The organism is Luteolibacter sp. LG18 (genome assembly GCF_036322585.1).
Taxonomy (GTDB): Bacteria; Verrucomicrobiota; Verrucomicrobiia; order Verrucomicrobiales; family Akkermansiaceae; genus Luteolibacter.
The window spans coordinates 5,295,973-5,309,916 of the sequence record NZ_AP024600.1; the positions used below are offsets into that span (position 1 = coordinate 5,295,973).

Sequence of the window (13,944 nt, forward strand, 5' to 3'; positions counted from 1 at the left end):
GTGTCCATCTGTGTTCATCCGTGGTTGGATCAATGATTCAGACGGCTTCTTGTTCCCCCTCACCCCATCAAATCCGCCGCCAGCGCGTGGTTCGGATCGCGTTTCAGCACCGCCGCCAGCAGCTTCTTCCCACGCGCCTGCTTCCCGAGACCCAGGCAAGCCTGCGCTTCCAGGAACCACGCCGTCGTCTCCTGGCGTTTCTGCAGGTCATCGTCGAACAGTAGCATGGTCGGCAGCGAGGTGGCGAAGTAATCGATCGTCGCCGGGGTCTTCGCCAGTTTCCGCGTATACGCCAGCAGCTCGCGCAGCAGGGTTTCCGCCGCCTTTTTCTTCCCGAGCCTTTGCAGCGAGAGCGCGGAGAAATAGGTCATCTCCGAGAACGCCCGCACGCTCATTTCCTGGAAGTCGCCACGGAACTCCGCGGACGTGACCCAATGCCGCTTCGCTCCAGCCTTGTCCCCCAGCTTCGCCAATGCCGCGCCGAGCCAGAAATGGATGTCGCTCTGGTTCGCCAGGAGGTGCTTCGCCTCGCTGAGATGGCGGGGAGAATCGAGCGCCGTTGTAAAATGATCCCGCGCCACCGCCGCCTCGCCCTTCTCCAAGGCCACCCGCCCGAGCGCGAGGTGGGTGCGGACGTGCTGGCCGAGCGCCTGCCCCTCGCCTCCTTCCCACGGTTGGAACTTGCGCGCCGACAAAATGGCCAGCGCGGCAGCATGGCGACCGGTCTGGTTGTAGAGCGCACAGATCTCCACCGAGAGATCATCGCGCCCGGCTACCAGATCGAGATGCTTCTCCAGCACCTTCAACCGCCGCGCCGGGCTTTCACCGAGGCGCTTCCAGAGCTGGTCGCGTTCATAAAGCAGGCGCGCATCGCGTGGATTCGCTTGGAAGGCCTTGTCATAGGCGGCACGCGCCTTACGCGGTTTGCCGAGCACGTTGAAATAGCCGATGCCGAGGTTCCGCCACACCACCGCGAAGGCGGGATCAAGGTGGACCGATTGCTCCCACAGCGCGATCCCCTCGTGATGGCGATGGCGGTCATAGTAGAGATTCCCGAGGTAATACGGCGCGCGGGCACCACCCGGATGCAGCCGAATCGCCGTGTGGAGAATTGCAATCTCCTCGAGGCGCGCGGGGAAGCAATAATCCGGAGATGCCGCCTCCGCCGCCCGGCATGCAGCCAAGGCCGCCTCTCCCTCCCCGAGCGCATCGTGCAGCCACGCCAGATGGTAGTGGACCAACGGCTCCGTGCCCGGGTCCGCCGATATGCCTTCCAACAACGCCACCGCCTCGCGATGCAGCCCGGCGCGGGCAAAATCGAGTCCGAGATCGAGCAAGGTCTGGGTGTCGCAGCGCTGCGGTTCGGCGGCTAAATAACGCGCCCATGCGTCCAGCGGATCGAGCGCGCGGTTCGCCGCCAACTGCGCCTCCGCCTCATCGCCGCGACCCAGATTCCGCAGCACGATCACCCGCAGGTTGCGCACGCCGAGCTGGTCGGTGTCCATCCGCAGCGAGCGGTCGAGATGGTCCAGCGCCGTGCTCCACTCGCCACGACGGCAATCGATCCGCGCCAGCGCATGATAGCCCGCAGCCTGCCACGGTTGGTTCCAAACCGCTTTATAAAAAGCGCCATACGCCTCGTCGTGGCGGCCCAGGTGGCACAACGTCAAGCCGAGGTTGTATAGCGGTTCGCCATCGTAAGGATTCGCGTTCCGGAGCGTGAGCCGTTCGATCGCGGCGCGGAAATGGGTTTCCGCCTGCTCGAACTCGCCCCGGCGCAGGTGCCACAGCCCCACCGCGTTGTTGCACCGCGCGTCGCCCCGATCGCGACGCAGCGCCTCGCGCCAATACAGCATCGGATCGCGGGTGGCGTGGCGGTACTGCTCCAGATGTAGGCCGGTGAGATAGAGTTCGTCCGCACTCGGGATTTCCCCCGGTAGCGCGGGTTCGGTGGCCGCGGGCGGCACCTCCGCACGAACCGGCGGCTTCGGCGCGTAGGCGAGGATCACTCGACCGTCCTCCTCCACCACCCGTAGCGAGGCCACCTCATCGGACCACTTGCACTTCGCCACGAACGGCTTTCCCGGCGCGAGATCCGCCGACCACTCGCGCTCCTCGCCACCGCGACCACGCAGTAATATCCGCGCCTGCGGAAAACACGACGACACACTCACCCCGACATGCACCGCGCCATCGGCGACCGACACGTTCACCGCCGCATCGACCGTCGCATGATGCGCCGGACCGATCCGTTGGATCGGATACCAGTATTGACTCCACGTCTTCGTTTCACCCGGCATCAGGAAGGCGAAGTCCGGTTGGTTGTCCGTGTAGACGCCCGCCATGATCTCGATGTAGGGCGCGTGCTCGCCATTCGCGTCCGCGTCGGTGAGGCTGCGGTCCCAGGCGTAGCCGAATTCGTGGTTGCCCCAGGTCCACTGCTTCTTGCCCGGGGAAATGTGATGGTTCGCCACATGGACCACACCCGCTTGCTCACGGTGGTCGTAGCCCCCGAAGAAATCCTCCTGCGAGCCCATGCACATGTAGGACGTCGGCACCGGGATGTTCGCGTAGAACGAAAGGTCGTTCGCCGCATACCGGGCCACGCCCGTTCCCCCGCTGGCGGGCGGCACGTACTGCCCGGGTGCCTCATGCCCCGGCACACCACCGGCCGCGCGCGCCGCATAGTCCACGCCATAATAGTGGCCCTCGCACAGCGGATAGGTGCTCATCGATCGCCGCGCGTGATCCGCCACATAGGTGACATCCGGCGGGAAGAAGCTTTGGTAATCCTCGTGCACGCGGGTCGCCACGTTCGCCCACCACAAGAAGGTCTGCGTGGATTCCGTGCGGTTGTGCGCCCGCACCTTGAGTTCGATATACGCCTTGTCCGGATGCAGGCACACGCCGTGCATGCCCTTCATCCGCGCCAGCGGATCGTGGTCGCCACACCACACCGTCACCGAACCGTCGGCGTGCCGCTCGATCTCGACATCCACCGGCATAAAGGTCGCCGGGCGATGGTGCTGCGGCCAGTTGAACTCCACACCGCCGGAGATCCACGGCCCCGCCAGGCCCACCAGCGCGGGCTTGATCACGTCCTGGCGGTAGAAAAAGTCGTAGCCGTTCGTCTTGTCCCGGCCGATGTGAATGCGCCCGCCTATCTCCGGCAGGATCATCACCTCGAGATACTCGTTCTCCAGCCACACCGCGTCCCACGCGCGATCGGTCTTCTCCTCCGCGATGCGGTCGTGGAAGGGCAGCGGATAAACCTTGCCGCTGCTACCTTGGTAAACCCGCTTCTCCAGGAACATCGGGTTCTTGTCCGCGGGCAGCGGCTCATAGGTCGGAAGGACAATGGCTTCGCGGCGGACGGTGACCGCGCGCTGGGAGGAATCGGAGGACATGGGAATTCGAAAGGAACGTTCAATCCACCAACTCGCGCTCGATTTGCTCGAGGCTCTTGCCCTTGGTTTCGGGCAGCCGGAATTTCACCAGCAGGAAGCCGCCCACGCAGATCCCCGCGTAGAGCCAGAAGGTCCCGGCCGGGCCGAGGCGCTCGTTGAGAATCGGGAAGGTGTAGGTGAGGATGAAACAGGCCAACCACAGGAAGAACACCGAGACCGACATCGCCGCGCCACGGATGCGGTTCGGGAAAATCTCCGCGATCACCACCCACGTCACCGGAGCCAGCGTGGCCGAGTAGCAGGCGATCGCGCCGAGCACCAGCGCCAGCACCGGCGTGCCTTGGATCGAACCGTGGTAGCAATACCCCATCAGGCCATAGACCACTACCAATCCGGCCGCCCCCGCCAGCATCAGCGGCCTGCGCCCCAGCCGGTCCACCACCGCCATCGCCACCAGCGTGAACACCAGGTTCACCGAACCGGTCCACGCGATGTTCTGCAGCGTGTCATCGATGCTGTAGCCCGCCGATTTGAAGATCTCCGCGGCGTAGTTGAAAATCACGTTGATGCCGCACCACTGCTGGAACACCGCCAGGCCGATGCCGAGGATCAGAATTTTAAGCATCCGCGGTTCGAACAGAGCGCCGAAGTGGACCTTCGCCTCGCCGTCATCCGCCAGCGTCGATTGGATCGAGGCCAGCACGCGCCGGCCGTAGTCCTCGCCGCCGAGCTTCGCGAGGATGCCCTGCGCTTTTTCCGGGTGGCCGTTCTTCACCAGCCAACGCGGGCTCTCCGGCACGATGAACATGCCTGCGACGAACAACAGCGAGGGCACCACCGTGATCCCGAACATCCAGCGCCAACCGATGGCCTCATTCCACGCCAGCGCCGCCGCGGCATCGCCCGCGCCACCCAGCCAACCGGGAAACACCCGCGCCACCCCGAGGTTCACCACCTGGGCCAGCAGCACGCCGATGACGATGGTGAACTGGTTCAGCGACACCAACCGCCCGCGTAGTGCAGGGGGCGCAATCTCCGCGATGTACATCGGCGAAAGGTTCGAGGCCAGGCCGATCGCCACCCCGCCGAGGATGCGCCAGGCGACGAAAGCGTTGAAAGTCCCCGCGATCCCGGTGCCCACCGAGGTCACCGCGAACAACACCGCCGAGAGCAGCAGCAACCGCTTCCGCCCGAAGCGGTCGCTCAGCCCGCCGGACAACAACGCGCCGAGGAGACACCCGATCAGCGCGCAACTCTGCGCCCAGCCCTTCGCCTGCGGCGTGGTGAGCTGGAAGAACTTCTCATAGAACGGCGCGGCCCCGCCGATCACCACCCAATCGTAGCCGAACAACAGCCCGCCGAGCGCGGCGGTGGTGGCGATCAGCCACAGGAACGCGCCGTGGCGGGCTGCCGGGACGATGGACTCATCCCCCTGGGTGGTGCTGGAAACGACTATGGCCATGGACGGTGCTGGGAAGTCTTCCATTTAAACCAAAAATCCCTCCCCGATCACAATGGATCATCGGAGGAAAAACATGGACGATCCTAGGATTTCAAAAGACAACCAGACCGTGACCGCCAACCCCGTCCAACCACTTCACGCGAGCCACCGCGTCAAGGAAGGCTTCGCCGGTCAACGGCTGCTCATCGTGCCACCGGACCGGATCCAGCACGGCTCGCGGCTGCCAGTCGTGAAGGACCTCCAGGTGACCCACATCGGCCACTACCACTCCGCACCGCATCACTACGTCCACCGCCGCAAGGGCAGCCCGCAGGCCATCCTCATCTACTGCCTGGACGGCTGTGGCTACTGTGAAACCGAAGGAAACACGGTCACCGTCGGACCCGGCCAATTGCTGGTGCTTCCCGCCGGAATGCCCCACGCCTACTTTGCCGACGAGGCCCGGCCGTGGAGCATCTTCTGGATCCATTTCACCGGACAACGCGCCACCGACCACCTCGCCGCCCTCACCGGCGGTGAATCCCGCACCCTGCTGGAAATCCCGGAGATTGAGATCCTCCGCACCGCCTTCGAGGAAACCTACCGCCATGCGCTGGATGGATTTTCCGATGCCGGGCTTCTTGGCCTCACCACCGGTCTTTCCCGTCTCATCGGGCTGGCCCGGATCTACTCCGCCAGCGGCAACCGGCGCTCCCGCGAAACCGAGGACCGTATTCTCAAAACCATCCGCAGGCTCCAAGCCGAGCCGACCCGCGACTGGCAGGTCGAAGAACTCGCCACATTGGCCGGAATGTCGCCGCCGCATTTCCACGATCGCTTCCACCAGCAGGCCGGTTGCCCGCCGAAGCAGTTCCTGATCCGCCTGCGCCTCCAAACCGCTTGCGCGCTGATGCTGGACCCCGGTCTCACCATCGCGGAAATCTCCCGCCGCGTCGGCTACGAAGACCCCTACTATTTTAGCCGACTGTTCCGCCGTCACCTCGGCCAATCGCCCGCCGCCTACCGGCGTGAGATCGGGGGCAAGCGGTGAGCAAATGACGGCAGCGCGGGGCATGACGCCCGACATGCGGAAGCACCGCCAGTGGACATCTCACGGCGCGGCCACATCCAGCCCGGAGACCCGCTCCTTGCCATCGCGCTCGTTCACCGTGATCCTCAGCATCTTGTTCGGAGAGGCCGCGGTGACCACCGTGTGGGTCGCATCATGCTCCGCCACTTTCCACGCGCCGAAGTCCTCCAGCTTCCCGCCCGCACTCTGGAACGATGACGCAAATTGGGTGATGAAGCCTTCACGGAAACGGCGCTGATCCTCCTCCGAAGCCATCACCACGTAGGCCGCGCCCACGTCCGTGCCGAACGATTTCAGCATCTTCCAATCGATGTCCGAGCTCACCGCCTGATCACCCTTGGCGAGGCTTTCGAAGGTCTTGCGGGCGAAGGTGGCGTCCCCCACCGTTTCCACCTTCGTCTTCACCTCCTTGCAGGAGCAGACGAGGGCGGCGGCGGCGAGGAGCGGGAGGGCAAATCCGGTGGCTTTCATGGCTGGAGTCTCTGGCAAAGTTGTCCTAACAAGTACACCCGTTCCGGCGAGGCGCAACCGGAGGCGGTGATGCCATCCCGCCCATCCAGCGAAAATCTTTCATTTTCTGGAAAATTCTTTTTTACGTGAAACCGGCCGCCGATCCCGCAACACTCGCGCGCCAGCCCTTCGCGACCATCCCGACCGATCCCGCCACCGACCCATGAAGCACCACAGCCACATCGAGAACCCGGACGTCATCCTCATCGGCAGCGGCGTGATGTCGTCCAACCTGGGCGCCATGCTCAAGCGCCTGGACCCGTCCCTCTCGATCCAGGTCTACGAGGTCACCGATGAACTGGCGCAGGAAAGCTCCCACGGCTGGAACAACGCCGGCACCGGCCACGCCGGCATCTGCGAGCTGAGCTACACCCCGAAGGCCGAGGCCGATGGCACCGTCAACGCGGCCAACCCCATCAAGATTTTCGAACAGTTCGACCACTCGAAGCAGTTCTGGGCGCACGCCGTGGAAGAAGGCATGATCGATGACCCGGCGGCCTTCATCAATCCCGTGCCGCACATCAGCTTCGTGCACGGCCAGGCGCAGGTCGACTTTCTCAAGGCCCGCCACGCGGCGATGTCCGCCCACCATTTCTTCGCGGACATGGAATACTCCACGGACCGCGACACCATCGCCTCCTGGGCCCCGCTGTTGCTGGCTGGCCGCGGTGATGTGCCCATTGCCGCCACCAAGATGGACGGCGGCACCGATGTGAACTTCGGCGAGGTCTCCCGCAAGCTCCTCGGCTGGCTCGCGAAGCAACCCGGCTGCGGCATCGCCAGCCGCCACCGCGTCACCAACCTCACCAAGAAGGACGGCCGGTGGGAGGTGGTCGTGAAGAATCTTGAAACCGGCGAGTCGTTCGAGAATCACGCCAAGTTCGTCTTCGTCGGCGCCGGCGGTGGCAGCCTGCCGCTCCTCCAGAAGTCCGGCATCCCGGAAGCCAAGGGCCTCGGCGGCTTCCCCATCGGCGGCCAATGGCTGGTCTGCGACAATCCCGAGATCGTCGAAAAGCATCAGGCGAAGGTCTACGGGCAGGCGCTCGACGCCGCGCCCACCATGGCCGTGCCGCACCTCGACACCCGCATCCTGGACGGCAAGAAGACCCTGCTCTTCGGCCCCTTCGCCGCCTGGACCACCAAGTTCCTCAACAAGGAAGGCAGCTTCCTGGACCTCCCGCTCTCCGTGAAGCCCGACAACCTCGCCACTCTGGTGAAAATCGGCATCAGCAACCTCGACCTCGTGCGCTACCTCGTCCAACAGGGCACCCAGAGCATGAACGACCGCCTTGAGGTGCTTCACGTTTTCTACCCCGCCGCGAAGACCGCCGATTGGAAACTCATCGACGCCGGCATCCGCGTGCAGGCGATCAAGAAAACCGACGGCGAGGCCGGCATCGTCCACTACGGCACCGAGGTCATCACCAACCAGGACCGCTCCATCTCCGCCCTGCTCGGTGCCTCCCCCGGGGCCTCTGTGTCCGTGAACATCGTGCTCCAGGTGGTGAAGACCTGCTTCGCCAAGCTGCTGGAAACTCCTGAAGGCAAGGCCCGCATGTCCGCCATGATCCCGACCTGGGACCAGGACATCAAGCTGCCCGAAAACGCCGACCGCTTCCGCACTGTCAGCCAACACGCCGACAAGGTGCTCGGCCTGGTGTGAAATCGTAGCGCAAGGCTCCCGCCTCGCGCCACTCCTAGGCACAAAACCGGACATTAATCCTGTGCATGGCCCATGAGCGGTGTTACCCTATCAGGTGGTGCCATCGCCGCCCGTGCTCATTGACAGGAGATCCAGCCAGGATTGGAGATCCGGCCTCGGCGGTGGCACTGCATTTCGTAAGTAGCACAAGCATTCCTTGCTTGTGGGTGGGAAGACCCATGAAAGCCTGTGCAGATCCAGTCCGCCCTTGAGCAGCCGGTCAGTGGCCAGTGAAAAGAGCTCTTGGTGATCTTCACCGGCCACCAGCCTCCCGCATGCGGACCGGCTCCGCGCGCAAGTTTGGAAACTTACGCTACTGCGGAAACGGCGCGTTGCGGAACCGCTCGTACTGCCTCCTCAAATCATCCTGCATCGGGTCCGCGGCGAGCGCCTTGCCGGACCACTCGATGGCCGCCTTGCGGTCCTTCCTCGCGAACTGGATCTCCGCCTTGGTGTCGAGATAAGCCGCCTGTTGGGGACTGGTCGCCAGCGCGCCATCCACCAGTTCGTTCGCTTCATCGAGACGCCTTACCGCCCGCGAAGCCAGCCAGGCGGCCGTGTTCCGCGTGTTCTCACAGTTCGGAAAAGCCTTCACCAGCGGCATCAGCACCGCCCACGTTTGCTCGAACCACGCGTCATGCTGCTCGACTAGCCCCGCCTTCCGCAGCGCCGGGAAGAAGTAATCGGCCAGCGATCCATCCGCGCTGAGCAGGCGGTGGCATTGTTGCAGGGTGGCGATGGACGCCTCGCGGTCGGTCTTCAGGCGGGCCAAGGCACGGCAGAAATCCGCGTTCACCCGCAGACGCAGCTTCAGCCCCGGAGGCGACGACAGGTTCTCATAGCCATTCTGGGAAAGCGCGAGGACCTCCTGAAGGGCCGCGGCCCGCTTCCAATCGCCCTTCTCCATCGCCGACATCGCATTGAGCTTCATCGACGCGGTCCAAAAGTCGCTCCCCGGCGCTGATACCAGCATCGCATGCTCCCACCAGCGTTCCGCGCGCGTGAAATCGCCGCCGAAGGCATAGCCCTGTCCAATGCGGATGCAGGTGATCGGATCGGCCAGCGCCAGCTTGTCCGCCCACGCGTCGTGCACGCTCGCCTCGGCGTTCTTCCCCGCACGGCGCAGGCAGGCCGCGGCGTAGGCGTGGAACTCGCCCCGGCCTTGGTTCTTTTCCACGATCTTCAGCCACAGTTCCGCCGCCCGGTCCCAACGGCCCGCCGCGGTGAGATACTGCAGGTAGTTCAAATAGGAACTGTCCGGATCTTCGTCGGCCACCGTCAGATCCCACGCCTTCAGGCCGGTCTGGAGATCGTGGGCGGTGGCGGCCAGATCGGCCATCAGGGAAATCTTCTCGGTGGCATCCGCCTTCGGCAGCCCATCAATGGCCGCCCAGGCGAGCTTCAGCCAGCGGTTCCTCACCGTGGCGGACTCGGAACCATAGCGGAACAAGGCCAGCATCCCATCGAACCGCGCGGCCCGGCTGGCTTTCGGATCGAGTTTCTCCAGCCACTCCCACCACTGCTCGATCTGGTCCGCCTCGCTGAAGACATGCGACAGGGCCTCGTGCCATTTGGCATCGTCCTCCTTCGCAAAGCCCGTCACCGCCCGCCTCGCCAAGGCTACCGCCCCGGTGCCGGACTCGATGCTCGAGCCCGCCTCACTGCCACCCACCAGCAATCCGATGAGATGCAGGAAGGTGTCCGCATCATCGTCCGCCAGCTTCGCCAGCGGCCCATCGAACGCGGCCAGTTCCTTGGTCAGGCCACGGCGCTCCAGAAAAATGGCCACCGCGGCGAGATCGTTCTGCCGGTCCTCCTGTTCCTCCCCGTCCTGGCCCAGCCCTTTGAAACGCTTCGCGATCCAGCCCGGGAAGTCCGGCTGGGCGGGATCGAGCCCGAGCGCCCGGTAGGCGTCCGGCAGCCGCTCCAGCGTCTCGAAGTGCTTGAAGGCGTTCACCGGTGAGAGCTTCGCGAAAATCGCCTCCGCGGGAGCCGTTTGGCCGAGCAGGAACAAACAGTTCGCGGCCATCCACCGGCTGCCATCGTCCCCGCCACGGGTGTAGGGCTCGAAAGCCTCCAGGTCCTGCGGCGTCAGCGTCTCCCCCCGCCAGCGTTTCTCCGCGAGCGAGCGATAAAGTTCCCTCACCGCCACCGGACCTTCCCCGCTGTTTGAAAGCTCCATCCACGGCAGCGGGTCCCCGTCCATCATCGCGCAGGATGCACCGATCTCCTCGTCCTTCGCCGCGGCAGCCGCGGCCCGGGCCATCGCCACATCCCCGGACACCCGGTAAAGCGCCAGCTCCCACGCCGCCCGGCTGGCACCGGCAGGCGGACGTCCCTTCTCGAGCTCCGCCTTCAGCGCCCCCTGGTTGCGCAGGAATGCCGCCAGCGGCAGCAATCCCTGGCTATCGTTCGGATTCATCTCCAGGAACGACTTCGCCTCGGCGGTCTTCCCCGCCACCAGCGCCTCGCGGGCCGCGTTCACCGCCACTCCATCCACCGCCGCGCGGATCTGGTTGCGAATCTCCATGTCCGTCTCCTGCGCATACAGCTTCAGGATCTGGCGCCAGGCACGCTGCTGGCGGAGTTCATACACCACCCGGAGCTTCTGGTCCCGAGGGGCCTTCGTGAACTTGTCGACCAGTGCGATGATTTCCGGTGGGCTGTCCGGAGCGAGATCGAAATCGATGCGGCGCAGCAGATAGCTGGCGCGCTTCACCACCTCCGGATCCCCGCTCTTGATGGCTTCCCGGAGCTTCGGCGTGATCCCCGCCCCCATCGCCCACAGCTTGCGCGTGGCCTCCTCCCGGACCTGGAAACTATCGTCCGCCAACCGCGCGATCTCATCCGTCGCGGGATCGCCCGATGGCATGGCGTGCGAAAACCCGGCACCCAGCGGCCCGGCCACCAAGGACACTGCCGCGAGCACCGCGAAATTCCGGGAGGCAATCATCTCCGTGCAACTTTCGATATTTTGGCCGGAAATCAATCCAAGAAGGTGGTCGGATGCCCGGCACCCACCGGGTGAACAGATAGCGGATGGCCCGGAAACCGGGAGCCGACGGCGTCCGGCAAGGCCGCGCGAACAGGAATCCCCATACGGGTAAAGCCGCCGGTGGGCATGGCCCGGTCCTCCCTCGCTCAGCCCCGTCTAAACCGCACTCTGGTTCAGTACGGCCCGAAACACATCCTGCCGCTTGCGGGAGCGTGAAGGAAATGCCCAGCATGCCATTGATCTTTTTGTTCCGATTTGCAGTAGGTAAGACCGGAGTTTCCAAACAACACGGCGACCGCCAGATTCCTGTCCATCGTTGATTGCTGCAATGACTCCAACCCAGAGAGTCCCGAACCGAAGCAAGTGGCATCTCCACCGTAAGCCTCGATCCAGCGACACCCCGCGGTGATGGCCGCCCAAGGGCCACCTCCCATTCAGCAGGTGCGCTCCGCATTCATTCCAAACGACCGCCACCGCGGCCGCGATGGCACCGCTTTGTCCATTTTTCCGGACCCTGGCCACCTCCAGCTCCGGGCAGAACCTCCGGCAAGGCGACCGTTCCAGCCTCCCTGCGAACGGTTGGCTCGCCGCCCCAAAAAACAAACACGCATACCCAAAACCAAAAACCATGATCCCAACCCCATCCAAAACCCTCTCCATTGCCCTCGCCGGCCTGTGCCTGCTGCCAGGCGCCTCTATGGCGCAGCAGCAATTCCGCATCCTTTTCGCCTGCAAGCCGAACTACGACGTCCCCGGCTACGGCAGTTACAGCATGACCAACGCGGAGATCGACGCCGCGCGCACCGCCTACCTCTCCACCTTTCCGAAGATGGTGAAGGACCACACCGGAAACGTGGTGAACGTGCGCCCGACCTTCATCGTGATGCCGCGCACCCTCACCACCACCGGCCTCTCCCGCGGGGTGAACCAAGCTCCCGTCATTCTCCCCGAGGACATGCCGCCAGGCGACCTCACCGATTACTACGGCACCTACGCCAAGGGCTGGTACGACCACAACACCATCTACGCCGGGATCAGCCAGCACATCTACATGGCCACCGGTTACTGCACCCCTTCGAGCGTCATCTGGTCGTGCCAGAACCGGCGCACCGACCTGAACTACGATGATGATTCGCTGGCCGGAGCCTGGCACGAGTGGCTCCACGGCTGGGAGACCTATTACAAATGGGACAAAGGCTACGACACCGGCGGAGTGACGGTCCATAACGCCAGCGACTTCGGCTACACCGCCACCAGCGGCGGGCTGAAAAACTGGATCGGCTGGTACCGCGACGTCTCGCTACGCACCGTGAACGGCGGAACGGGCGGCTGGGGCCCGCCCGCCTGGAACACCTACGGCACCCCGCGCAGCCGCTTCACGGACACTGCGCCAACCCTGGCAGACAACACCTACTACCGCATCGAGGCGCGCCACAGCAGCCGCCCGTTGAACGTCTCCGGTAGCAATAGCAACAACGGCGCTCCGCTCATCCAGTGGCAATACAGCACTGGCACCGGGTGGAATGAGCAGTTCAAGCGCGTCGACCTGGGTGGAGGCTATTTCGCCCTGCGACCGCGCCACAGCAATGCCGCGGTGGAGGTGCCCTCCGGCAACATCACCTCCGGCGCACCGGTGCAGCAATACGCCTACAATGGCGGTACCAACCAGCAGTGGAGCGCCATCTACCGGGGCAACGGCCACTTCGGATTGATCAATCGCCAGAGCGGCCTGGGCATGAACCTGAGCGGGGCCAGTACCGCCGCGAATGCCTCGGTGGTCCAGTGGGGTGGCGGCAATGCCGACCATGAACAATTCCGCCTGATCGCGGTTCAGTAACCCAGCCGCCACGGCTGCCGCCCGTCGCATTCCATTGCATCACCGGCCCGCCGGAGTCCACACGCACGGCTCCGGCGGGCCCTTCCGCTCTTCAACCGATCCCGACCATGAAACCCAAATTTCCCTGGCGTCCACTCCTGCTGGTCATGGCCATCGCCGCGCCGACCACCCACTTCTTCCTGCCGGGCACTCCCGCGGACGCACCGCACCGACCAAACAGCCCCGCCAGCCACCCACGCGCCGCCGCGCACGCCCCCAGGCTCGGTGACCTGGCCGCAATGGCTGCCGAGGATCACCGCAACGCGGCTTGGCAAAACCGCCTCCGCTCCATCTTCCGTCAATCCCTGAAGACCGATCCGCGCGGTGCTGCCGCGCTTCTGGAGCCATTCTCCGGGCAGCCCTCCGAGGTCATGGCGGGACTGGAACTGGCCGCAAGCTGGGCGGAAATCGATCCCCAATCGGCGTTCGCCTGGCTGGGTTCACTGCCTGCCTCAAGCATCCGCCAGAGCTGGTATGAAAACGCGGGCACCGCGCTCGGCCGGATCGATCCCCTCGGCGCGGTCGACCGGGCGAATCAACTGGCTGCGGGTTGGGACCGCCGGGAATACCTGAAGGCGGTGGTGATCGGGTGGCAGGAACGGGATTTCACGGCCGCCCTGACCTGGGCCGACCACCTCCCGCCGGGTGATGAGCGCAACGAAGTGCTGATCCCACTCCTCACCACCTGGTCGCAGCGCCAACCGGAGGCGGCGATGAACTACGTGGAGCACAGCATTCCGCACGGACGTTTTCAGGAGGACGCGATCTTCAATGTGGCCGCCGCCTGGCTAAAAACGGACCCTCAAGCCATGGCGGCCTGGGCCGGGACCACCGCCTCTGGAGAACTACAACACAAGCTGGGACTGATGGTGCGGGACCACAAAGAAGGAACCGGTCTGCCTTTCTCCCGATGAGGCCAAAGG

The 13,944-nt window shown here is 64.6% G+C and carries 8 protein-coding genes; 4 read left to right on the forward strand and 4 right to left on the reverse strand.

Annotation, left to right across the window (positions count from 1 at the left end; translation table 11 throughout):
* Positions 1 to 59: 59 nt before the first annotated feature.
* Positions 60 to 3,407 (reverse strand): DUF5107 domain-containing protein, encoded by a 3,348-nt coding sequence (locus llg_RS21070; protein WP_338287026.1) that lies wholly within the window; start codon positions 3,405 to 3,407, stop codon positions 60 to 62.
* A gap of 19 nt (positions 3,408 to 3,426) precedes the next feature.
* The gene (locus tag llg_RS21075; protein ID WP_338287027.1) at positions 3,427 to 4,869 is read right to left on the reverse strand and encodes a sugar porter family MFS transporter; all 1,443 of its coding nucleotides are present in this window, start codon (positions 4,867 to 4,869) and stop codon (positions 3,427 to 3,429) included.
* A 73-nt stretch (positions 4,870 to 4,942) separates the two neighbouring features.
* Here llg_RS21075 and llg_RS21080 point away from each other — a divergent pair, with 73 nt between their 5' ends.
* The gene (locus tag llg_RS21080) at positions 4,943 to 5,899 is read left to right on the forward strand and encodes an AraC family transcriptional regulator (protein ID WP_338287028.1); all 957 of its coding nucleotides are present in this window, start codon (positions 4,943 to 4,945) and stop codon (positions 5,897 to 5,899) included.
* Between the two features lie 60 nt (positions 5,900 to 5,959).
* On the opposite strand, the gene llg_RS21085 is transcribed toward llg_RS21080, so the two are convergent.
* The gene (locus tag llg_RS21085; RefSeq protein ID WP_338287029.1) at positions 5,960 to 6,409 is read right to left on the reverse strand and encodes a hypothetical protein; all 450 of its coding nucleotides are present in this window, start codon (positions 6,407 to 6,409) and stop codon (positions 5,960 to 5,962) included.
* A gap of 202 nt (positions 6,410 to 6,611) precedes the next feature.
* Between llg_RS21085 and mqo the strand changes: the two genes are divergently transcribed.
* The gene (mqo, locus tag llg_RS21090) at positions 6,612 to 8,111 is read left to right on the forward strand and encodes a malate dehydrogenase (quinone) (RefSeq protein ID WP_338287030.1); all 1,500 of its coding nucleotides are present in this window, start codon (positions 6,612 to 6,614) and stop codon (positions 8,109 to 8,111) included.
* Between the two features lie 352 nt (positions 8,112 to 8,463).
* Here the strand turns inward: mqo and llg_RS21095 are convergent, their stop codons facing one another.
* Positions 8,464 to 11,103, reverse strand: coding sequence for a hypothetical protein (locus tag llg_RS21095; protein WP_338287032.1), 2,640 nt, complete (start codon positions 11,101 to 11,103; stop codon positions 8,464 to 8,466).
* 670 nt (positions 11,104 to 11,773) lie between these two features.
* Between llg_RS21095 and llg_RS21100 the strand changes: the two genes are divergently transcribed.
* Both llg_RS21100 and llg_RS21105 read left to right on the forward strand, forming a co-directional pair.
* Complete coding sequence (locus tag llg_RS21100) at positions 11,774 to 12,982, forward strand: RICIN domain-containing protein (RefSeq protein ID WP_338287033.1); 1,209 nt, start codon at positions 11,774 to 11,776, stop codon at positions 12,980 to 12,982.
* Positions 12,983 to 13,089: 107 nt separating this feature from the next.
* Positions 13,090 to 13,935 (forward strand): hypothetical protein, encoded by an 846-nt coding sequence (locus llg_RS21105; RefSeq protein WP_338287034.1) that lies wholly within the window; start codon positions 13,090 to 13,092, stop codon positions 13,933 to 13,935.
* The last annotated feature ends 9 nt before the right edge of the window (positions 13,936 to 13,944 follow it).